Origin of the sequence: Streptacidiphilus jiangxiensis (genome assembly GCF_900109465.1) — a bacterium.
Lineage (GTDB): Bacteria > Actinomycetota > Actinomycetes > Streptomycetales > Streptomycetaceae > Streptacidiphilus > Streptacidiphilus jiangxiensis.
The window spans coordinates 341,643-360,714 of sequence record NZ_FOAZ01000007.1; the positions used below are offsets into that span (position 1 = coordinate 341,643).

The 19,072-nt window shown below is 68.6% G+C and carries 23 protein-coding genes and 3 pseudogenes; 13 read left to right on the forward strand and 13 right to left on the reverse strand.

What is annotated here, in order from left to right:
- Window positions 1-133: 133 nt before the first annotated feature.
- The 4 genes from BMY61_RS16420 to BMY61_RS16435 form a co-directional block, all read right to left on the reverse strand.
- Window positions 134-400 carry an SAM-dependent methyltransferase gene (locus tag BMY61_RS16420; RefSeq protein WP_042442903.1) on the reverse strand — a complete coding sequence of 89 codons (267 nt, stop codon included), beginning with the start codon at window positions 398-400 and terminating at the stop codon, window positions 134-136.
- A gap of 263 nt (window positions 401-663) precedes the next feature.
- Entirely contained in the window at window positions 664-1,002 is a 339-nt protein-coding gene (locus BMY61_RS46245) for a hypothetical protein (protein ID WP_042442904.1), read from the reverse strand.
- Between the two features lie 163 nt (window positions 1,003-1,165).
- Window positions 1,166-1,663, reverse strand: coding sequence for a hypothetical protein (locus BMY61_RS16430; RefSeq protein ID WP_236655863.1), 498 nt, complete (start codon window positions 1,661-1,663; stop codon window positions 1,166-1,168).
- 162 nt (window positions 1,664-1,825) lie between these two features.
- Window positions 1,826-3,247, reverse strand: a complete 1,422-nt coding sequence (locus BMY61_RS16435; protein WP_143094378.1) for a tetratricopeptide repeat protein — start codon at window positions 3,245-3,247, stop codon at window positions 1,826-1,828.
- 363 nt (window positions 3,248-3,610) lie between these two features.
- Between BMY61_RS16435 and BMY61_RS16440 the strand changes: the two genes are divergently transcribed.
- Together BMY61_RS16440 and BMY61_RS16445 are read left to right on the forward strand one after the other, a co-directional pair.
- On the forward strand, window positions 3,611-5,131 hold the full coding sequence (locus tag BMY61_RS16440) for a hypothetical protein (protein WP_075003929.1): 1,521 nt from the start codon (window positions 3,611-3,613) through the stop codon (window positions 5,129-5,131).
- A 518-nt stretch (window positions 5,132-5,649) separates the two neighbouring features.
- Window positions 5,650-6,672, forward strand: coding sequence for a hypothetical protein (locus tag BMY61_RS16445; RefSeq protein WP_042443056.1), 1,023 nt, complete (start codon window positions 5,650-5,652; stop codon window positions 6,670-6,672).
- A gap of 55 nt (window positions 6,673-6,727) precedes the next feature.
- Here BMY61_RS16445 and BMY61_RS16450 read toward each other — a convergent pair whose 3' ends face one another.
- Both BMY61_RS16450 and BMY61_RS16455 read right to left on the reverse strand, forming a co-directional pair.
- Window positions 6,728-7,024 (reverse strand): hypothetical protein, encoded by a 297-nt coding sequence (locus BMY61_RS16450; protein WP_177240382.1) that lies wholly within the window; start codon window positions 7,022-7,024, stop codon window positions 6,728-6,730.
- Between the two features lie 2 nt (window positions 7,025-7,026).
- On the reverse strand, window positions 7,027-7,332 hold the full coding sequence (locus tag BMY61_RS16455; protein WP_052438348.1) for a hypothetical protein: 306 nt from the start codon (window positions 7,330-7,332) through the stop codon (window positions 7,027-7,029).
- Window positions 7,333-7,622: 290 nt separating this feature from the next.
- Between BMY61_RS16455 and BMY61_RS16460 the strand changes: the two genes are divergently transcribed.
- The 5 genes from BMY61_RS16460 (at window position 7,623) to BMY61_RS16475 (ending at window position 11,553) form a co-directional block, all read left to right on the forward strand.
- Complete coding sequence (locus tag BMY61_RS16460) at window positions 7,623-8,171, forward strand: GNAT family N-acetyltransferase (protein ID WP_042442909.1); 549 nt, start codon at window positions 7,623-7,625, stop codon at window positions 8,169-8,171.
- 696 nt (window positions 8,172-8,867) lie between these two features.
- On the forward strand, window positions 8,868-9,533 hold the full coding sequence (locus tag BMY61_RS16465) for a DUF4097 family beta strand repeat-containing protein (protein ID WP_042442911.1): 666 nt from the start codon (window positions 8,868-8,870) through the stop codon (window positions 9,531-9,533).
- A gap of 159 nt (window positions 9,534-9,692) precedes the next feature.
- Window positions 9,693-10,511 carry an alpha/beta hydrolase gene (locus tag BMY61_RS16470; protein ID WP_042442913.1) on the forward strand — a complete coding sequence of 273 codons (819 nt, stop codon included), beginning with the start codon at window positions 9,693-9,695 and terminating at the stop codon, window positions 10,509-10,511.
- 269 nt (window positions 10,512-10,780) lie between these two features.
- Window positions 10,781-11,011 carry a hypothetical protein gene (locus BMY61_RS45000; RefSeq protein ID WP_143094379.1) on the forward strand — a complete coding sequence of 77 codons (231 nt, stop codon included), beginning with the start codon at window positions 10,781-10,783 and terminating at the stop codon, window positions 11,009-11,011.
- 191 nt (window positions 11,012-11,202) lie between these two features.
- Window positions 11,203-11,553, forward strand: a complete 351-nt coding sequence (locus BMY61_RS16475) for a hypothetical protein (RefSeq protein WP_143094380.1) — start codon at window positions 11,203-11,205, stop codon at window positions 11,551-11,553.
- Between the two features lie 455 nt (window positions 11,554-12,008).
- Here BMY61_RS16475 and BMY61_RS16480 read toward each other — a convergent pair whose 3' ends face one another.
- The 3 genes and pseudogenes from BMY61_RS16480 to BMY61_RS16490 form a co-directional block, all read right to left on the reverse strand.
- Window positions 12,009-12,638, reverse strand: a complete 630-nt coding sequence (locus BMY61_RS16480) for a DUF3592 domain-containing protein (protein WP_042442915.1) — start codon at window positions 12,636-12,638, stop codon at window positions 12,009-12,011.
- A 169-nt stretch (window positions 12,639-12,807) separates the two neighbouring features.
- Complete coding sequence (locus BMY61_RS46250; RefSeq protein WP_169791832.1) at window positions 12,808-13,038, reverse strand: hypothetical protein; 231 nt, start codon at window positions 13,036-13,038, stop codon at window positions 12,808-12,810.
- A gap of 852 nt (window positions 13,039-13,890) precedes the next feature.
- Window positions 13,891-14,115: pseudogene (locus BMY61_RS16490) on the reverse strand (integrase core domain-containing protein); the annotation flags it as partial.
- On the opposite strand from BMY61_RS16490, the pseudogene BMY61_RS47695 reads away from it, so the two are divergent.
- Together BMY61_RS47695 and BMY61_RS16495 are read left to right on the forward strand one after the other, a co-directional pair.
- Window positions 14,105-14,282, forward strand: a pseudogene (locus BMY61_RS47695) (DUF6009 family protein); the annotation flags it as partial. The pseudogenes BMY61_RS16490 and BMY61_RS47695 overlap by 11 nt on opposite strands.
- A 172-nt stretch (window positions 14,283-14,454) precedes the next feature.
- Window positions 14,455-14,985, forward strand: coding sequence for a hypothetical protein (locus tag BMY61_RS16495; protein ID WP_075003931.1), 531 nt, complete (start codon window positions 14,455-14,457; stop codon window positions 14,983-14,985).
- 191 nt (window positions 14,986-15,176) lie between these two features.
- On the opposite strand, the gene BMY61_RS16500 is transcribed toward BMY61_RS16495, so the two are convergent.
- Window positions 15,177-15,467 (reverse strand): hypothetical protein, encoded by a 291-nt coding sequence (locus BMY61_RS16500; RefSeq protein WP_042442920.1) that lies wholly within the window; start codon window positions 15,465-15,467, stop codon window positions 15,177-15,179.
- Window positions 15,464-15,820: pseudogene (locus tag BMY61_RS47700) on the reverse strand (hypothetical protein); the annotation flags it as partial. The gene BMY61_RS16500 and the pseudogene BMY61_RS47700, both read right to left, overlap by 4 nt.
- An 81-nt stretch (window positions 15,821-15,901) precedes the next feature.
- Between BMY61_RS47700 and BMY61_RS16510 the strand changes: the two are divergent.
- The 3 genes from BMY61_RS16510 to BMY61_RS16520 all read left to right on the forward strand — a co-directional run bounded on the left by BMY61_RS16510 (window position 15,902) and on the right by BMY61_RS16520 (window position 17,056).
- Window positions 15,902-16,162, forward strand: coding sequence for a cold-shock protein (locus BMY61_RS16510; protein WP_042443061.1), 261 nt, complete (start codon window positions 15,902-15,904; stop codon window positions 16,160-16,162).
- 73 nt (window positions 16,163-16,235) lie between these two features.
- Window positions 16,236-16,658: a hypothetical protein gene (locus BMY61_RS16515; protein WP_042442922.1), complete on the forward strand. Its 423-nt coding sequence runs from the start codon at window positions 16,236-16,238 to the stop codon at window positions 16,656-16,658.
- 32 nt (window positions 16,659-16,690) lie between these two features.
- The gene (locus BMY61_RS16520; RefSeq protein ID WP_082014751.1) at window positions 16,691-17,056 is read left to right on the forward strand and encodes a hypothetical protein; all 366 of its coding nucleotides are present in this window, start codon (window positions 16,691-16,693) and stop codon (window positions 17,054-17,056) included.
- 210 nt (window positions 17,057-17,266) lie between these two features.
- Here BMY61_RS16520 and BMY61_RS16525 read toward each other — a convergent pair whose 3' ends face one another.
- The gene (locus BMY61_RS16525) at window positions 17,267-17,680 is read right to left on the reverse strand and encodes a hypothetical protein (RefSeq protein ID WP_143094381.1); all 414 of its coding nucleotides are present in this window, start codon (window positions 17,678-17,680) and stop codon (window positions 17,267-17,269) included.
- Window positions 17,681-17,776: 96 nt separating this feature from the next.
- Here BMY61_RS16525 and BMY61_RS16530 point away from each other — a divergent pair, with 96 nt between their 5' ends.
- Window positions 17,777-18,121, forward strand: a complete 345-nt coding sequence (locus BMY61_RS16530) for a hypothetical protein (protein WP_075003936.1) — start codon at window positions 17,777-17,779, stop codon at window positions 18,119-18,121.
- A 13-nt stretch (window positions 18,122-18,134) separates the two neighbouring features.
- Here BMY61_RS16530 and BMY61_RS44190 read toward each other — a convergent pair.
- Window positions 18,135-19,015, reverse strand: a protein-coding gene (locus tag BMY61_RS44190; RefSeq protein ID WP_143094382.1) for an IS5 family transposase whose coding sequence is annotated in 2 segments (ribosomal slippage) — window positions 18,135-18,655 and window positions 18,655-19,015 — 882 coding nt in all. Because the reading frame shifts where the segments join, the coding sequence is not laid out codon by codon here.
- Window positions 19,016-19,072 lie beyond the last annotated feature (57 nt).

Here is a 19,072-nt window from a genome sequence, read left to right on the forward strand (position 1 = left end):
GCCGACCGTGTGGCGAAGCTGGTAAACCAGATGTCGGACGGCCGCTGGCCCGGGGCGCTGTGGCGACTGTGAACCCCACCTGACCCGGCTTCCTGGTGATCGGGCTCCGCGCCGGATCGGATTGCTGGCCCAGTCAGGGCTGGCTGGGCTTGACTCCCACAGCTGCCAGGCCGTGCCAGCGCGGCAGCTGGTCAGCTCCTGCGCGGTCGGGATGCCAGTCGGGGATGGGCACGAGCCCCGGAGCGCACACCTCCCAGCCGGACAGCATCGCGGCGATCTCGTAGCGGCTGCGCAGGTGGATCGGGGTGACGATCTCCGAGTAGCAGCGGGCCGCCTCGAACGTCCCCGGCGGCTGATGAGGATCAGCGAAAACTGGACTGGCATGCTCGCCGTTCGCCACATGGTTGAACGCGACTCGAAGATTTTGTCCGGGCGATGTAGAGAACCGCGTGATGGCTCCGTTGATGGAGCGAGTGCGCCACACTGGGCGCGCTGACGATCAAGGAGAGCAGATGCCCAGGTTCCTGCTGCTGGTCAACCACGACGGTGGTGTGTTCGAGGAGCCGATGGACGGCTGGGCGCCCGGCGACATCGCAGCGCACTTCGACTACTACTACGCGGTCCTGACGAAGGAACTGGCCGCGAGCGGTGAGATGGTGCGGTTCACCCCACTGGCTGATCCGCGGCTGGCCAGGATCGTCCGCGCCTCAGGGCTTTCCAGGCGTGCCAGCAGCGGGCGCCTGCCCACAACGGCGCCCCAAGGGGGGCCAGCGCGATCCGGATCCACCATTCTTCCGGCTCGTTCCGCCGCCACATGCGTGCCCCCGTCACCGCTGCTGCCAGCACCCAGGCCGCGAGGAGGACCTGCGGAATGCGGTTGTCCGGCCACACGCCGCTCAGCACGGACAGCGCGATGATGCCGCACCAGGAAAGCAGCATCCCGACCCACGGCCCGAAGAAGATCAGCGCGAGACCCCGGGTCTGCTTTTTGTCAAAGCCCACAGGCGATGGTCCCACGGCCGCTCCGACGTGCCCAGAGCCGCGCGCGGCAGCTGACGGATCCCCACGAAACGGGCAACAATCTTCTGGCTCACTGCGGGCGGCGCTACCACGTCGAGCTCGACCCGGTGTTCGTCGCCCACGCGCGCGGCAACCACTGGGCCGTTCAGAGCTGACTGTTGATTTGTCGCGAGATCCCTTCGAAGAACTCCTGCAGGCTGTCCGCGGCGAGGTCGAACTGGTCGAACCACGAGGCGGTCGTCGACTTCCAGACCCGCCCTGAGTCTCCCAGCGCGAACAGATGGCCGCCGCCGTCGCTGGCGAAGACCACGGCGGGCTCTTCGCCGTCGATCTGGACAGCGCCGTACTCGCGGAAGTGGTCCGCAACCAGCGATGCCGGATGCACGAAGCAGCCGTTCTCCAGATCGGGGAAGGAGACCTCGCTGATCACCCAGTACATCGTGGTCAGGTCCGAAGGGATCGGAGTTAGCTCTACCAGCGCATCTGCCGCGTCGTGGCTCTCCTGCGTTGCGAGTACGACAGTGCTGTCGCCAGGCTCGAAGCCGTGCTGTGCATGGAACGACTGCGCCAGCTTCGCGACCGACGCAGCCGCTTGCCCACACCAGTCACGGAGCCACTCGGCATCCAGTCGTTCGTCAGCCACGATCAGTCCTTCGTCTCCGCCAGGGACCCGTCCTCGCGGGTCCGGAAGAACCTACAAGGGTTCCCGGACTTTCGGGCAGAGCCAAAATGGCTCTGACCGCGATTCGTGATCTCCGCGCTCCAGCCCTGCCTATTCGTCAGCAGTTGGATATCGGGACTGGCCTCATTCCTGACGTGCGGTATTCGGGGCTGGCCATGGGTCGTTGCCGATGTGGTCGGCGCCGGGGGTGAGGGCTTGCTCCCCGTTCATTCGCAGGTGCCGGGCCTCCTCCCGCTGGGCGTTCACGTCTGGGATGGCGGCGATGGCTTCGGTGAAGCGGTTCTGGCGGATGAGCAGTTCGGCCAGGGCGGTTGCGGCCCTTGTGCCGGGCAGGGAGCGCAGGAGGGCGATGGCCTCCTCGACGCGCGCCTCCTGGGCGAGCAGCCACGCGATGGTCAGCTCGCGGTCGTCCACCTCGCCGGCCGGTAGGGCCTCGATCTCCGCGATCGCTTCCCGGGCGCGTCCGGACTCTCCCATCAGCCACCACCGGTTGGAGCGAAGCCAGTACGCCTCGTTCTCCGCGAGGAACTCGGGGCTGCGTCCTTCTGTGAGTCCGATCGCCTTGCTGTGCTGGCCGTGATCGGCAAGGAGGATCAGGGCCCCTTGGAGGAGGTTCCCGTCGTAGAGGTCGTCGAACGTGTGCTCCACCGCCTTGATGGCGTCGTCGAACCTCCCCTGGCGGATGAGCAGTTCCATCAGCGTGTTCTCATGCCAGCCCGGATTCCCGGCGGCAATGAGATCGCGCAGATAGGTCTCTGCCTTATCGGCCTGTTCTGCGCTTTCCAACGCCCTCACGTACGGAACCACGGCACCGTACCTCTGGGTGTCGGCGAGCTCGCGCAGCTCCTCGATCCGCTCGTGGCGGGCCAACAACTCCGCATAGAATTGCACGTTGTTCTGCGGCCCGTACCGGCGTTCGGCCACGTCCGCACCGAGTAGCCGGATCGCCTCGTCCACGCGGCCGGACCGTTCCAGAACCCGGGCCTGCGCCGGCAAGACGTCCCACAGATCGCGGACGCCGGACTGCTCCGGATCGCGCCGGAACTCCTCGGCAATCGGGGCCAGCAGCTCCAGCACCCGCTCGTCGCACCCCTGGCCTTGGGTCATTTCCACCAGGGCCGCCAGCACCCGTCCGCTGCGCAGGTGCGGGCCGAGTGCGCCGATCGCCTCCTGCACCCGCCCGGCCCGGGCCAGCACCACGGCATAGTCCCGCGACGCGCCGACCGCGTTCTCCTGCGGCCCCTCGGGGCGCGCCAGCTCCAGCGCCCGGTCGACGCGGCCCCACCGCACCAGCACGTCCGCCCCCACCCGTACCGCCGGCTGCCAACGGGTAGCCGCGAACGGCTCCACCACCGCCCAGGCCCGCCCGAAGTCCCCGGCCGCGCACAGCCCCCGCGCCGCACCCGCAGCGCAGAACCAGTCCTCACGCTCCCGCGCCGCCTGGACCAAAGCCTCCAGGCCACCGCGGTCGCGGATCTCGTCCACGAGCCGCGGCAGCACGCCGCCAAGGGTGCCGACCTGCCATTGAAGATCGTCCACATTCACGGGGACACCCTAGGAGCAGCAACCGACACCACTCGCGACCTCGTCGGGTCGGCCCGCCGGGCCCGCTCCAGAAGCGTTCACACAGGTCCGGTTTGGAAGGAGTTCACCGGCCGTGCGGCGACCCGAAGGCTCTGTGAACTGTGAACGAACGTAGCGGGCATGATCGTCACGCGCCCAGGCGACACGTGACGAACAACTCGAAGGAGGTAGAACCGCCAGTGGGGAGGCGGCCGCGTTCCAGGCCGTCCCGCTCCTGCCAGGGCGCCGCCGGCACGGTGGTGCCAGGCAGTTCCCGTGCTCGAACGCCATCCACGTCCAACTGCCCTCCGCCCTCGATATTTGGCGAGGTGGCATACTGCGCGCGTGGTGGAGAACACAAGCACAGCTGAGATCACCGGTGCGCGAGTATTGGAGTCCCTTCTGGAGGCTCTCGCCGCGTGGCCGGACCTCGGGAGCAGGGCGCGCGTCAGCATCGAGCAGTGGAGCAGTCTGACTGCGGACGAAGCGAGGGCTTACCAGGATGTCAGCATCTCCGCCGTCCGCAGCGTTGCCGGCGGAGGGGCGGCTTCTGACCTGATCCGTACCCTCGGGAGGCTGCGCTACGAGCCGTCCGTCCCGACATTGATCGCGCTGTGGGAGCAGTGCCCGGTCCATCCGATCGCGGTGGCTGCTGCCCATGCACTGTTCGAGATCGGGACCGTCGAGGCCCGCGACGCGTTGCGGAAGGGCATCCACGACCACGAGCACCTCGGCCGGTTCATGGCCCTGAAGGTCATGTTCACGGACGAGGGGACGGCCTGGGACAACGTCAGCCACCTGTTCGCCCCCGAGTGCCTGACTGCCTCACCCGGGCAGATCGCTGCCGCCGAAGCTCTCAGCCTCCTGTCACCACGAATGCTCCGCGCGTCCGGTCCCGAATGGCACTCCGCCGATCTCCGCGACCTCGTGTCCCGGGATCGCCGCTGGCTTGACCTCTGCGTCGGCCTCCGCGACCACGAAGACCTGGGCGGGCAGGCCCGCCAGGTGCTCAAGTACGCCGATCCTGCTGTCACTGGCCCGGCGCTGGACGCAGCCGGAGCGGCGCGTTCGACGCAGCCTCGACCTGTACGCCGGCAGTGGTGGCAGGCGGGGGATCTCGTTGCACGCTATGCGAACGGGGACCACCAGGGCGTTTGGCGCGAGCTCGGCACTGTCGAACACCTGGACGGCCCGCAGCGCGCCGAGGCCGAGCAGGTGGCCGCCATGACCATGGAGCGTGTCCGACGGAACGCCCACAACCTCACCGCCGCCCTCATAGCCCGCGGCTGGCCGGTCACCCTGGACCAGGCCCTGCCGGGACCTGCTTCGGACGTCGAAGAGCACCTGAGGCACCTGGAACAGATCACAGGCACCCCGGCGCCACCGGCCCTGGCCGCCTACTGGCGCATCGTCGGAACAATCGACCTCGTCCCGCGGGACGCGTGGAACGCCCCCTTCCCGCCCGGCGTGCCGGAACAACTTGCCGTCGCCGACCCGCTGGAGGTCCTGGACCTCCCCACCGCGTGGTTCTCGGTCGACGAGTGGCAGGACGAGTCCGCAGACCTGCACCCGGAAATCGCCGGCCCGCTGGAACTGATGATCGCGGCCGACTATCTCCACAAGGCGAACATCAGCGGCGGGGCCCCGTACTCCGTCTGGCTTCCGTACACAGGCGCCGATCCGCTCGTCCGTGAGGAGGAACACTTCCTGAGCTTCACCGACTACTTGCGGCGAGCGTTCGCGGGCAAGGGCTTCCTCCGGCTCGACCGCCAGGACGAATGGCTGGCACACGGCCTCACCCGCGACCACCTGGCCGGGCTGACCGGCTGGCTGGCGAGCGTCGAATACGAGCACACCGACTTCTGACCAGAACCAGGCTCAGCCTGCGCGGTTCATCACGGTGTTCCTCCAGGCGCCCCGCCGACCTGGCCTCAGATCCTCGCGTCCACTCGCAGCAGGCCGGGTCTGGCGCGAGATGACTGACGAGCCCCGTTCACGAACTGCCGACCTGAACAGAAGAACGTGGGCCTCGACCTTCAGACCGGGTGGGCTACCCCGTGGGCTGCCCCGTGAGGTAGGCCGTGGGTTGCCCCGTGGGCTGCGCTTCGGGCCCGCATCACGGCGCAGTCTTGCTGATCAGGGCCGCTGGTGACCGAGGTTCAGGCGCTGACGTCCCCCTCTGAGCGCCCTGCGCCTGCCCGACCTTGGGGAGTGAGCGGGTAGGGAGGGCAGGGGCGGGGCGGCCTGAGAGGATATTCTGAACCGGTATGCCTGATTCTGGTGTGGCTCGGAATGAGGTGCTGTCAGGGCGAGCGCGCCGTCCTTTCGCGGCTTCGATAGTCCCGGACGAGGATGGGTCAGCACTGTGATCTATGGTCACGGCCATGACCAGGACGACGCCGCCCCGACCGCTGGATGTCGAAGGGCTCTTCCCGAAGCTGGCCGGCTACCGTGGCGTCACGACTCGGCTACACCCGCGGGCCGGGAGCCCGGACCGGTCGGTCAGCTCGATCGGCGGCCCGCTGCTCTGGCCCGTGGACGAACCGTGGCCGATGTGCACCGAGCCGCACCGACGAGGGCGCGGGTACCGGATCGCGGACATCCGCCACCGGCGGCAGTTGCTCGCACAGGCCTGGGCCCGCGACGTGGCCCCGGGCCCGACGGACGAGGAACGGGTTCTGCTCAAGGAGTTGGAGCGAAAGCACCGCGTGCCCGACCTCGCGGACACCCACCCGGTCCCGCTGATCGGCCTGGTTCAGCTGTATCAGCGGGACGTGCCGGGCCTCCCGGCCGGACCGGAGTGCTGCGATCTGCTGCAAGTGCTCTGGTGCCCGTTCGAGGCCCATGGTCCGAGCGGTTACGGCCTCGCCCTGCACATGATCTGGCGTCGATCCGACCAGGTCCGCGAGCCGCTGGGCGCCGCACCGGAGCCGCTGCTGGTCGGCTTCGAGGGCGCGGTGCCCGAGCCGTGCGTGCTGCACCCCGAGCAGGTGACCACCTATCCCTACGTCGGGACGCTGCCCGCGCGCCTGCAGTCCAAGATCGACGCCTGGGAGGAGAAGCAGGAGCGAAAGGCGGACAAGGACCCGGACGCCGACGTGCTCACTTATCAGCACGACCTGTCGATCCCGCCCGGCTACCGTGTCGGTGGCTTCGCTTCCTGGCACAGCACCGACCCGCATGCCATGACCTGCTCGGTCTGCGGCGCGCCCATGGCCTTGCTGATGACCTTGGACAGCGGGGAATGGGACGGCTGCATCAGCTGGATGCCGGTCGAGGACGGTCGCCTCCCCGAGCACCTACGGTACCCCCGCCCCGCCCAGCTGGCCTTCGGCCGGTACGGGCTGCTGAACGTCTTCAGCTGCCCCGCGAGGCCGGAGCATCCGCACCGGTGGAGCATCCAGTAGACACCGGGATTCGCCCAAGAGCAGTCGTGGCGTACGGCTCGACGCGAGGAGGCGGCTACAGGCGGCGCTGGGTGAACGGGCCCGGTTCGGTCTGCGCAGGTCCCTCGGCGGCAGTGCGAGCGGCCATCGGGTCGTGCCAGTTCCGCAGCAGCCCGATGGCTTCCGCGGAGGTGTGCCAGTACGCGGACCGCACTTGCTCGATCAGGCGGGTGGGGAGCCGGACCGGGACCTTCTCCGGGGAGCCGCGGTCCCGCGACCCGGGCCACCGGCCGGGCAGCATCGCCTCCGCCGGCGCCGCCGGCCAGTTCCTGTCCCAGCCGTGGGCGCTAAGTTCGGCGCGGACCTCGAGCATGATCACCGCGTCGAGACAGTCCAGCAGCTGCCCATTCTCGCGCAGCTGCGCGCGGTGCGCGTACGAGGCGACCCGGCCGTCGCCTCCCGCCTCGGCAGGCCCTCGGCGTTCCACTCCTTCGTCCGCGAGAACACGCGAGCTCGGCGTTGCTCCGCCGCGAAGAGCGGCTTGAGCTGCTTGAGCGCGTCCTTCGTGCCGAACGGCACCGGGGCGGTCACCGGCAGCATCGCCGCCGCGGTTGGCGTGGTGGTGGAGGCGTCCATGGCCGCCATCATCCCGCGCGCGCCGGCCCGGCCCGAACCCGGCATACCACCGATTCTGCCGGGCCGCCGGGCGTCTCATCCAGAGAGTCGTCCGGCATGTTGGCGGCTGTGGCGGACTGCGCACGATGACTTTGACGCCCAGGCAGGAAGCTGAGGCCGGCCGTCGAGGCCCGGGCGTGGGAGGGGTGGGGCTCAGGGGTGTTCGGGTAGTACCCTCGGTCGGCTCCGGTGCGGCGGCGAGCGCCAGGACGACGGCCGAGCGGTCGGCCGCCGGAGCGGGCGCGGATCCTGGGACTTGTGGGGCCCTTGGTACGGGGAAGGTCTACCGTGGCTTCATGGCTTCCACGGCACTGCGGGTCGAACTGAGTCCACTCACCCTCGCCGACGAGGAGGAGTTCTGTGCGCTCGTGCGGGTGAGTGCCGAACTGCACCACCCGTGGATGCAGTTGCCCTCGACTCCGGAGGAGTTCCGGGTCTGGATGCGGCGGTTCGAGGACGGCAGCAATCTGGGGTTCTTGATCCGGGTGCGGGAGACCGGCGTGGCCGCCGGGTCGGTGAACATCAACTCGGTGATCCGGGGCCGGTACCAGGGCGCGTCCCTCGGGTACGCGGCCTTCGCCCCGTCGGCCGGCCAGGGCTACATCACCGAAGGGATCACCGCCGCCATGGGGTACGCGTTCACCGAACTGCGGCTGCACCGCCTGGAGGCGTGCATCCAGCCGGGGAACAAGGCGTCCCTGGCGGTGGTGCAGCGGCTCGGGTTCCACTTCGAGGGTGTGTCCCCCGACTACCTCTACATCGACGGACAGTGGCGCGACCACGAGCGCTGGGCAGTCACGGCACCGAAGCCGTGGACACCGGATCCGTCGCTGCCCGCGGCCTGACGGTCTGGTGCACAGGGTCGCCATTCAGGGGCTGGAGCGGGCTGTCGGTTCGTGATCGTTAGTGCTGGGGAGGCCCCGTCCACGGGGGGTGACGGGGCCTCGCAGCACCCAGAGTAGGCCGGCCTGCACCACTCCTCGGCGCGGGGCGGCGTCGCGGGGTTCTCGCCGGTTCGGTGGCTTCGCGAGTGTGCTGCAGCAGCGTGGGTGCGGCGTTGATGAGCCGTTCGATGGCGGCGGACCAGGTCTGCCTGGTGATGGTTACCTTCTTGGCCGGTTCCTGGTAGTCGGCCGCTGCCTTGGCCTTGCGTTCGGTGCTCAGGTCCCGGGGCGGCAGTCCGAGGGCCACTGGTTGCGCCGGTCCCGCTGTAGGTCGATCGACTCCGCCGAAGTGCCGGGCGATCTCGGCGAAGGCGGGGCGCTCAGCACGCCCACCGCGATCTTTGCCGTCGCGTGGCTGTTGCCTCCGGGTGCTGTGGTCTCCCTATCGGGGCTCCGTGTGTCGCGGCATAGCTTTCACCCATGCTCAATGCAACGAGATCGACTCTCTTCGTTGCATTAGATTCAGGCCCAGTGCAACGAAATATGGGCGTCTACCTGCACTGAATGGTGTCGCGTGCAACTTTCGTGTTGCGTGATTCGCGAACGCAACGTAGCTTTTCACTCATCGGAAACAATGGGCGAGTACAGGAGAGCACGATGCAGAAGTTCGACACCCCGGCCGCGATCACCACCATCCTGGACATCCCCTGCGGGCGCATCCAGGTCATCGCCGCCGACCGCGCCTCGACCGCGGTCGAGGTCCGCCCCGCGAACGCCTCCAAGAGCCGCGACGTGAGGGCGGCGGAGCAGGCGGTCGTCGCCTACGCGGACGGCGTCCTGCGGATCCGCACCGCGGACCCGAAGTACCAGACCTTCGGTCCCTCCGGCGCGTTGGAGGTCACCGTGCAGCTGCCGGCCGGTTCCCGCGTCGAGGCCAAGGGGGCCAGCACCGAGTTCCGGGCCGTCGGGCGCCTGGGCGACGTCGTCTTCGACGGCGCGTACCACCAGATCAAGATGGACGAGGTGGCGAGCCTGCGCCTGGCTGCGGTCGATGGCGACATCGAGGTTGGCCGGCTGAACGGCCCCGCGGAGATCAGCACGAACCGAGGCGACATCCGGATCACCGAGGCCCGCCAGGGCGCGGTGGTGCTCCGCACCCAGAGGGGCGACATCGAGGTCGGCGCCGCCGCCGGCGTCTCCGCCTCCCTGGACGCCGGCACCGGCCACGGCCGCGTCAGTAACGCGCTGAGGAACGACGGCACCGCCGGGCTCGACATCCGCGCCACCACCGCCCACGGCGACATCACCGCCCGCAGCCTCTGACCGACTCTCCCAGAGCACCACCAGGACTGTTGGCCGGGCCCACCGCGGTCGCGATGCTCATCGCGCGCCCATCAACGGCCCGGCCGCCCGCCCCAAAGGGGCACCGGGCACGGCCCAGACCACTGGTTCAGCACGACCGACACAACTCAGGGGAATCCCATGGCGAACATCAGCACGACGAAGACCGTCGCACCGTGGACCGGCATGGTCCCGGTCGACGACACCGCCCTGCACGTCACGGACACCGGCGGCACAGGCATCCCGGTGGTCTACCTCAACGGCCAGTTCGCCACCCAGGGCTACTGGCGACGCGTCATCGCCGGCCTGGGCACCGAGCAGTGGCGGCACATCACCTTCGACGAGCGGGCCCGCGGCCGCAAGTCCCTGCGCTCGAAGGACTACTCCTTCGAAGCCGCCGTCCGCGATGTCGACGCCGTCCTCGCAGCACGCGGCGTGGACCGAGCGCTGGTGGTGGGCTGGTCCTACGGGGCACTGGTCGCCGCGCACTGGGCCGAGCGCAACCCCCAACGCGCCCTGGGCACGGTCCTGGTCGACGGCGCCTACCCCTACGACTGGCTCGACGACGCGATGGAGGAACGCATCCGCAAGCTGTTCAAGCGCATGGGCTGGTTCACCCCGCTGCTGCGCCCCACCGGCATCACCCCGCGGATGAGCGCGGCCGAGCAGGCGGAGAGCAACATCGAGCTCGGCCGGCTCTCCCGCGAGCGTGTTCTGGGTCCTGTGCTGGACCGCATCGCCGTCCCGACCCGCTTCGTGGTCGCCTCGGGCGCGTCCTTCGGCAGCAAGGGCGACGAGCAGGAGCAGATCCGCACCAGCCTCGACGCCGTCACCGACCGCAACGCGAACATCCAGGCCACGAAGGTCGCCAGCAATCACGGCGCGATCCTGAAGAAGGACGCCCCGGCCGTCGCTGCCGCCGTCCGGGAGATCGCCGACGTCCACCACGGGGAGCGTTGAAGCCGCTGCGCTGCTCGAGGCGTGGCAATCCCGCAGCAGGCCGATCGACTCCGTCGAGGTGTGCCGGCACGCGGACCGCACCTGCTTGACCAGGTGGGCGGGGAGCCGGAGGGGAACCTGCTCCGGTGTCGCGCCGCACCCTCGCACGGGTGTCACAAGGCACCGTCACAACCGGCGCCTGAAGACCTTTGTGACAGCCTTGACCCGGGTCGACGCGCTCGTTGGGGTGCGGGCCGCTCCGCCCGCGCCCACGGCCCTACTGTCACCGCATGCCGAGCTCGGTCAAACCGCTGGGCGCCTTCGGCGGGGATGAGCGCCCTCCTGTTGCTGCTGTTGGCGAGGAAGAGGCCGAGGCCGTCCAGCTCGGTGCTGCCTCAGTCCAGCACGATCTCCTCCTTGTTGTTGTGAGGCGCTTCCGGATGGCCTTCACGGGCCCGGAACTGGGCGACGGCGGCCAGGTTGCGGCGCTCCTGGGCGGCCAGGGACGCAAGGCCGACTAGCTTCAGTGACTCAGACGCATCCCCAGGACCATGCCAACTCACAGCACCGGAAGGTGCTTGACAGCAGGCGTGTCACATTGGTCAAAAAGGTAGCGGATGCTTCCGGCTGTCCACTGGAGCAGAAGCTGAAGGTTGTCCGAGGTAGCCACCAGCCGGTCTGTGAAATGACGTGCCTTTCAGCCGTGTACGGGATGGAGACACCTGCCTACCAGCACATCCTCCACCCCACCTACCCCGACAGCGCCGCCGCCCAAGGCCAGGACCCCGCCCAGCTCATGGCCCAGATGCTGGCCAACTGGAACACCGGCCTGACCGCCCTCCACCAGGCCCTCACCCACCCCGACCAGACCGTCCCACTGGTGCCCTATGGCACCAGCCTCGCCCCGGGTGATCTCGGCACCATCCCCGAGGGCGACCTACCGGCTGGCCTGCCGGCCTGGATGCGTTCCGACGAGCCCTGGGCCAGTCGGCAAGGCGCCACTCCCGCCGACAAATGCGCCACGATCGTCGTACAGATCCCCGCCGACCAACGCCCCTTCTGATCCACCCATCGAACCGGCGCACCGCATCGGCTGAGGCTCATTCGAGTCCGGACTGCCCCGGCCGCGCCGCCGTCGGGGCCCTGACCAGGCCCCGCGCCAGCAGCCTGGGATGGGGCGGACCAACTCGCACGGCATTGTGCTGTCGACTGCGGCATGCGGCGCGCGACGCTTGGACGTTCGCTGAATCCTCCGGCGATCGTCCAGGGTCGCCGACTATGGCTGGGCGACGAGAGACGCAACCTGGGCCGGGCCGCTGTTCCACGTGCTTTCCACCTCCGCCACCCCTGTGTGACCCACCTCCGCCCCGACCCGGGTCTCCCCGCGTCCACCGTGCGGAGAAACCCGCACGCTTCCACCGGCAGACCGGCGGGCGAGGATACGGGCAAACCGGTGGGCTGATCCGGCAGCAGCGGCCAGCTGGCCGCGGCCATCAAGATCACCGACAGGGTAAAGCTTCAGTGCGGGCGGTCCTCGGGGGGAGAGGTCCAGTCGGGACGGAGCCGGTGCAGGTTCTGGAACTTCTGGTGCGCGGTCCTCTCCTCCGCGGTGCGCGTCGTCGCAGTGTGGAGCAGGCGCAGGATCTCGCCCTTGGGCAGGTCATCCGAGACCGCCCGACGGTGGGCGGCCTTGGCCTGCTTGGCCCGGGCGGACCGTTCGCGCCAGGCGCGGAGTGCGGTGAGGAGCTGGTCGTCCGTGGGTAGCGCGGCGGGATCGACGTCGGGCAGCCCGGCCAGGCGGCGTTCGGCGCGCTGGACGGCGGCTTCGTCGAGGGCCCGGCGCTCGGCGTCCCGCTCCGACTCCAGGGCGGGCTCGTCCACGACCACCTTGCCGGGACTGGCGCCGTCGTGACGGACGGGGACGATGTCCCCCACCGAGAAGAGCAGCGCGGTGCTGCGCAGTTGGCCGCCGACCTTGCAGGAGGCGTCCGCCGTGGTGCCGTCCGGGTAGTGCACCCGAAGGCCGAGCCGGTACCAGACCGGCGCGCCGCCGTTGGCGTCGATCTGCCCGCCGTGCCGCTCCGCCGAGGTCACTACCGCCCGGGCCGTCTCACCGTCGCGCAGCAACCTGCGATGACCACCGAACATCGCCCACCTCCGGGCCCTGAGCGTAGTGCCGGAGATGGGCCCTGTGGTGCGTCGGGACAGCGCCGGTGCGAAGGGTCCGGTCAATCCCGAGAGGTGACGCCGACGCCGAGGTCGGCGCGCATCTCCTCGCGCATCGCGTTGATCGCCCGCCGGGCCCGTTCCAGCGCCGCTATTGCCCATCCAGACTGTCGCCCGGGGCGCGTCGCCTCTGCGGCCGGTTCACGAGCTGGGCGGCGTTCTCGGACACGGCGGCATGGCCGAGGTCTGCATCGGTCACGGCATCCGGCTCGGGTGCGCCGTCGCCGTCAAGACGCTGCGGGCGGACATGGCCGTCGGCCGCAGTCATCGCACTCACCCCGGCACCCAGTCGCGGATACGCGGTCTTCACTGTCATCGTCACGGCCGTCGTCGTCGCCCGCTCGCACTGGAATGTGCGACGCAACCGCTGACCAGGCGCGTGAACCGAGCCCCGAACGTTCACGCTGACCGCTGTTCCTCGGCGAAAGGGTCTGGCTCGGCGAGCAGTTGGCGCGCCCACTGGGCCGGCGGGCGCCCAACCCTCAAACGATCCGGCGGGCGGCCGGAATTGTCCGCAACATCAGCGGCTCGTGGCCACTATCTCCATGGCCACCCAGGAGGCGACCAGTGCGAGAGAGAAGAGCGCGGCGCCTGTTCCGATTCCTGGCCACGGCGACCGGCCTCGGTCAGCGAGCCTTTGCCCAGTGATCAGAGCTGTCAGGGCGCCGACGAACAGCCCCGCCCACGGCAGCGCAAGCACCCACGTCGCGGTCCGCTCCTGCATTCCCATGATCTCGATGGCCGACGCGAAGACGCAGATCGCCGCTCCGAGAAGAGCGAGTCCGCCGACGGTTGGCGGGACCTGTACCTGCGGCTTGGGAGGCCGCCACATGTGCGGGGGAGGTGGTGTCCACCATTCGTGGGGCGAGTACGGCGGCAATGGATCGACTGGCCCTGCCGGATCCGGGTCCTGACCTTCGCTCGGCTGCATGGCACCTCCTGTCGTGACCATCATCTCCCGCGGCCCCGCAACGGATGATGCTCGCGCGGTCACGGTTTGGCGGCCACAGCATCTCGGACGACGACCAGCCGCGATGTAGACGACGGCCCAGGTGCTGCAGGTGGTGGCGGCGCCCGTCAGCGCGTAGTAGTCGGCGTGCTGCTGGCGGTCGAGCTCTGGCACCGGGTCAGTGGTCTCCTGATCCGCTAGACCTGAGTGGCCGCGGACCAGGCCCTAGATGTATTGATCCGCAGCGTTGTTGACTCGGCTGATGGGGGTCTGACCTCCCAGGGCGGTGTGGCAGCGGTGGTAGTTGTAGCGGTGGAGCAAGTCGGGTAGTGCGTCCGTTCGTTCCTGGTTGGACGTGTAGGGGCGCAGGTACGCTCACTCGTCGGCCAGGGTGCGGTGGAAGCGCTCAACCTTCCCGTTGGTCTGCGGGCGGTAGGGGCCGCACGACCGCGACACCGCACCCCGACGGCCTCTACGCCACCGGCGCCCCGGCCGAGGCGATCGACCCGCGCACCCTGAACCCGGGCAGCAAGGGCCGCAGGACCGAGCGCTCCGGAGGCGGCCCGCCGTCCAGCGCCGAGCAGGAACTCGGACAACCCCTCCACTGTGACGCTTGAGGCGGTCCATCCACACACGGCCTCGACCTGGACACTCCGCGCGGACACGTTCGAGTGACCCAGCGGCGAGGCACAACGGACCTTGCGTCGCTGCGGCCTTACGGCCACGGCCATGCGCGTTCCTGCTGCCGCCTGCACGTGCGGGCCTTCCGTCATCGAGGGCCCTGGCCTGATGGCAGCCGACCTCCTCTCCCGCTCACGCCTGTACGCCGAACGCCGCCAGAGCGGAAGGCGGCTGCGCCGACGGGAGTCGGACCACCTGCCCGGACACCTGCTCCGCCTGATTGCCGCGAGGATGACCGGGGACGCGGCGGTACTGTTCCGTCTCGACGGCGCCCGGGATGAAGCGCCACCCGACCAGCTGCGGGCCGGGCTGGCATGGTTGCATGACCACCAGTTCATTGCCCTGGAAGGCACCGTGGACGCCATCGCACGGGTGTGGGTGAACCCGGCCGTCGCCGTGCGCGGCGGGACGGACCCGCGGACTGCCGCTGCCCGACACCACTTCCCGTACATCTCGGTCGCGGACACGGGGATGGCAGCAGAGGAGCCGGTCACTTTCCACCCCTACCATCCGGACCTGTGGGAAGTCGTCTACGAAGGCAACCAGGAGACCTTCGACCAGAGCACCTTCCTGGACTGGCAGTGCCCTCGGCACGGACAGTCCAGTGTCTACCCGCGGCTGGTGCCAGACCGGGAGTAAGAAGAGCGGCACTCGCGGATCAGCTTCCACGATGCGGTGACCAACCAGATCGACCTGGTCGAAGGCGACATTCACAAGCTGCGCGGACTCACTGCACGCGGCGACTCCACCTGCTACGTCGACCTCGGTCGTGGTCAATGCTGGCGCCCCCATCCAATAGTCAAGACTTGTGGATCAACGTCGAAGCGGCGTCAGAGGTCCAGGTAGTGTTGCTCGGCGTTCAAGAGGGTTTGCCCGAGTTGGCTGTCGAAGGGCCACGAGTCGGTGATCATTCGGCCCATGCCGGTCAGACGTTGGCCTCTTGGCGGCACCCTTCCCGACATGAGCTGATCTCGCAGGGTCTGCAGATTGGAACGGAAGGTCCTGAGCTGCTGCAGATTCACGGGGGCGGCGCCCGGGCGTGGTGCGTGCGCCGTGATCTCGTCCTCGATCGCAGCAAGGGCGATTTCGACCGCTTCCAGGGCGACGTGCGTCTTGGTCATCTGAGTTCCCGCGTGTCCTCTTGGCCAGGAGTTCCGACGTAAGTCTCCCACCCTGAGGCCGCACCCGATGGTCCCCGACGGGGCCCTGCCAGGTGAAGGCACGCAGCTGCCTCGGATCGTTCGACGAGGACGCCGTTCTCGAAACGGGCGCCCGAGCGGACCAGTGCGACGAGGTGGGCTCCCGTCATCGCGCGCCAACGGGCCTGGGCGGACTCGACGAGCTTGAACACCATCGCCAGAACTTCAGCCGGACTGCAGGCGCCGCGTGTGACTTTCGTCCGCAGCTTGACCGTGGAAAACGTCGACTCGATCGGGTTCGTGGTCCGAAGGTGGACCCAATGCTCGGCCGGGAAGCCCTCCGCGTTCTTCCCGGCACCGATCCACAGGTTCCGAGCAATGCTCGGGTCGGGTACCGATCAGGGGCTGGAGTCGAGCTGCGGCCATGCGTCGGCGTGTGGTACGACGCAGAGAAGGGCTTCGGTTGGATCACGGTGGATGCCAACCAGGTGCTCACGAATGAGGGCACGGATTTGTTCGTCCACCACACAGCGTTGAGCGGACAGCGGCTGGAAAGTGGCCAGCGCGTCGAGTTCACAATCAACGACGGTCCCAAGGGGATCCAGGCGGGGACCGTCTGCACCGACTCCTACCGCCTCGCCACCACCCGAGCCCGAGCCGAGGGCCACGCCAGCTGAGCATCAGGCTCTGCCCCACGGGGTCCCCAACGTGATCGACTATTGCCGACCAGGGCTGGGCGATACTCGTCCGATGGAATGGTCTGAGCAGGCACAGCAAGCGGAGCAGTCGGGTGATTGGGACGCGGCCGTCAGCCTGGTGAGTGCCCACGCTGAGTGCTACTCCACCGACCACTACGCCCACGACAACCATCTGTGGCACATGGACCTGCTCGCCCGCGCCGATCGTCTGACCGAACTCTCGGAGCTGGCCCGCACTGACGTCCACGCACGCAGGCGACTGAACAGGTCACTTCGCTCGCGAGGGATGGAAACAATGCTCCGCGAGCGCGCCGAAGACGGTGACCGCGACGCCCTCTACTGCCTCGTCCGGCGGCTCTGCGAGACGAGCCGAACCGAGCAGGCACGCCACACGGTCGCGGAGATCGCCCCCGAGAATCAGCATGCCCAGGAGATCATCATTGCGGCTGAAGCGTCATTCAGCCAGGGCGCGTGACACGGACCTGCTGTCAAATCCGATGAACATTCGTGGCATCCTTGATCGCCAAGTGCTGCCCGAAGTCGTGCACAATTGCGGATCGTCGCCCTTGCCCAGGAAACCGGAGTCCCGCGCACGCGCTGACCCAGCGGCACCTGGACCTGAAGAACCAGTTCTACGAGCGGGTCCGCGAGCGCGGCCGGATGCCGGACAGCGAAGCCCGCCTGCGACGACAGTTCGTGAAACTGAAGGAGCTACGGGCCAAGGACGCCAAGGAGCTCACCCAGCTGCGTGCTGACGTCCACGGGCTGGTCCGGATCGTCAATCAGTTGCTCTTGGAGAACCATCAGCTACGGGAGGCACTTTCCCGGCCGGCGGCCTCGATCCGACCCCTGCCGCAGCGACCGCACCACTGACCACTCGTCCCGCGCCGCACAGGTGGTCCCGTCGGATCGACATCGCGGCCAGCACATTAGAAGTTGCTGCCCATCCCGCTGAGGATGATCTTCGGGGTGGCTAGGGTGATGGTGTTGCCGCGGGGCTTGGGCGGCCGGTTTCTGCTGAAGGCTGAGGTTCCACCGAAGGCGGTGGGCTCCGCGCCTGTGCCCGAGCCCACAGCGCGTCGTTCACGTTCCGCAGTCATCCTCAACGGTCACATCATCAGGCCATACGTCATGGTCGATGAGATGCTCCACGGCCTGGCCGGCTACGCCGAAGGCGACGGTGTCGCGGTCGGCGTAAGTGTCGACCTGTCCGTTTGCCAGCAGAAACCCGCCAGAGCGTCCCTCTCCGCGGGGGTCGATCAGGTGCTCACCGGGGTCCCCGTCTCCGTGCATCAACATCACCATCGCGCGTGTGCCGTTGGTGATCACTGCGAGCAGCTGGCCCGTCTCATCCTCGAACCAGGTCTCCTGGCTCGCCCAGTCCAGGCGATGACCCAACAACTCTCTGGCCTCTCTGCCGGAGTACGAGCGACTTCCCGTGGTACCGCGTAGGCGCCATCGTCGCGATGCGGGCCTCTGGACCTGGTCGCTTCCCATGTGCCTATTCAACTGGACCACAGGCGCTTCGACTGCCCCGCCTGTCAGGCTGGCTAGGGCCTGTCCGGCGGATCATGACGTCGTAGGGTGCAGCTCATGCACAGCACGCTGACCGAGCACGCCCGGTGTCTTTACGGAGATGAGTACCGCCCGACACCGGCGTGCGGTCGAGAGCACGACGAGCACTACTTCATCGAAGAGCTGACCTTCGCTGATGCGGACGCGATCCTCTCGATGCTGCGGGAGCTCTGCCCGAACCTGGTCGACGGCCAGCTCCCGGTGCGGATTCGCAACCTCGCCTATCGGCTCGTGCTGCTGCAACGGCCGGACCAGCCGGTGCTTCTGCGGGAGGCCGCGCAGCACCTCTGGCTGCACGGTCCAGACTGGGATGACATCGCGGTGGAACTCGAACGGCGGGCCGAAGAACTGGAAGCCAGCTGACGGAACCAGCTGGTCAGGGCTTGAGCCACAGGCGGATCGAGGCGAGGGTGACGGTGCCGGTGAAGACGTAGGCGCGCTTGTCGTATCGGGTCGCGACGGCCCTGGAGCGCTTGAGCTGGTTGATCGTGCGCTCGACCTCGTTGCGGCGCTTGTACATCTCCTTGTCGAATCCGGCTGGTCTGCCACCTCGACTGCCTCGGCGTCGGCGGTTGGCCCGTTGGTCCTTCGGTTCGGGGATGGTGTGCTTGATCTGGCGTCTGCGCAGGTAGCGGCGGTTCCGGCGGGAGCTGTAGGCCTTGTCGCCGCCGAGGTGTTCGGGGCGGGTGCGGGGGTGCCCGCCGCCTGGCCGCTTGACCCGGATCCGTTCGAGTACCGGGATCAGCTGTGGACTGTCGCCCCACTGGCCGGGAGTGATCAGCAGTGCCAGCGGTCGGCGTCCGCCCTCGCCGGCGAGGTGGATTTTGCAGGTCAGGCCGCCCCGGGAGCGTCCGAGTCCTTCGTCGGGGCGGTGCTGCCGAGGCGTTGATCTTTTTTCGGGACTCGCGGTGTTCTCCGCGGGGCTCCGGCCGCGTGCTGGTGGGCCCGGCACGAGGTCGAGTCGACGCTGACCATGCTCCAGTCCACCCGGCCGTGGGCATCGGCATCCGCCAAGACCGCTTGCAGGATCCTGTCCCAGGTGCCGTCCGCGGACCAGCGCCGATGCCGCTCGTAGACGGTCTTCCAGCTCCCGAAACGCTCGGGCAGGTCACGCCACGGCACTCCGGTGCGGACCCTGAACAAGATCCCGTTGATCATCAACCGGTGGTCGCACCAGCGTCCGCCCCGGGCGCCGGACTTCGGCAGATGCGGCTCAAGCCGCATCCACTCGTCGTTCGTCAAATCTCCCCGCCCCACGACGAGAACAACGATCCCATCGTCGGACGGTCACAAGATCCGCCGGACAGGCTCTAG

What these genes read in the sequence shown, in the direction of transcription:
- BMY61_RS16480 (WP_042442915.1), bottom strand. Translation starts at nt 12,638, where the DNA reads ATGTTCGGTGGTCATCGCAGGTTGCTGCGCGACGGTGAGACGGCCCGG.
- BMY61_RS16465 (WP_042442911.1), top strand. Translation starts at nt 8,868, where the DNA reads ATGCAGAAGTTCGACACCCCGGCCGCGATCACCACCATCCTGGACATC.
- BMY61_RS16525 (WP_143094381.1), bottom strand. Translation starts at nt 17,680, where the DNA reads ATGGGAAGCGACCAGGTCCAGAGGCCCGCATCGCGACGATGGCGCCTA.
- BMY61_RS16530 (WP_075003936.1), top strand. Translation starts at nt 17,777, where the DNA reads ATGCACAGCACGCTGACCGAGCACGCCCGGTGTCTTTACGGAGATGAG.
- BMY61_RS16500 (WP_042442920.1), bottom strand. Translation starts at nt 15,467, where the DNA reads ATGACCAAGACGCACGTCGCCCTGGAAGCGGTCGAAATCGCCCTTGCT.
- BMY61_RS16495 (WP_075003931.1), top strand. Translation starts at nt 14,455, where the DNA reads ATGGCAGCCGACCTCCTCTCCCGCTCACGCCTGTACGCCGAACGCCGC.
- BMY61_RS16470 (WP_042442913.1), top strand. Translation starts at nt 9,693, where the DNA reads ATGGCGAACATCAGCACGACGAAGACCGTCGCACCGTGGACCGGCATG.
- BMY61_RS16475 (WP_143094380.1), top strand. Translation starts at nt 11,203, where the DNA reads ATGGAGACACCTGCCTACCAGCACATCCTCCACCCCACCTACCCCGAC.
- BMY61_RS45000 (WP_143094379.1), top strand. Translation starts at nt 10,781, where the DNA reads ATGCCGAGCTCGGTCAAACCGCTGGGCGCCTTCGGCGGGGATGAGCGC.
- BMY61_RS16455 (WP_052438348.1), bottom strand. Translation starts at nt 7,332, where the DNA reads ATGCCGGGTTCGGGCCGGGCCGGCGCGCGCGGGATGATGGCGGCCATG.
- BMY61_RS16450 (WP_177240382.1), bottom strand. Translation starts at nt 7,024, where the DNA reads ATGCTCGAGGTCCGCGCCGAACTTAGCGCCCACGGCTGGGACAGGAAC.
- BMY61_RS16460 (WP_042442909.1), top strand. Translation starts at nt 7,623, where the DNA reads ATGGCTTCCACGGCACTGCGGGTCGAACTGAGTCCACTCACCCTCGCC.
- BMY61_RS16515 (WP_042442922.1), top strand. Translation starts at nt 16,236, where the DNA reads ATGGAATGGTCTGAGCAGGCACAGCAAGCGGAGCAGTCGGGTGATTGG.
- BMY61_RS16445 (WP_042443056.1), top strand. Translation starts at nt 5,650, where the DNA reads ATGACCAGGACGACGCCGCCCCGACCGCTGGATGTCGAAGGGCTCTTC.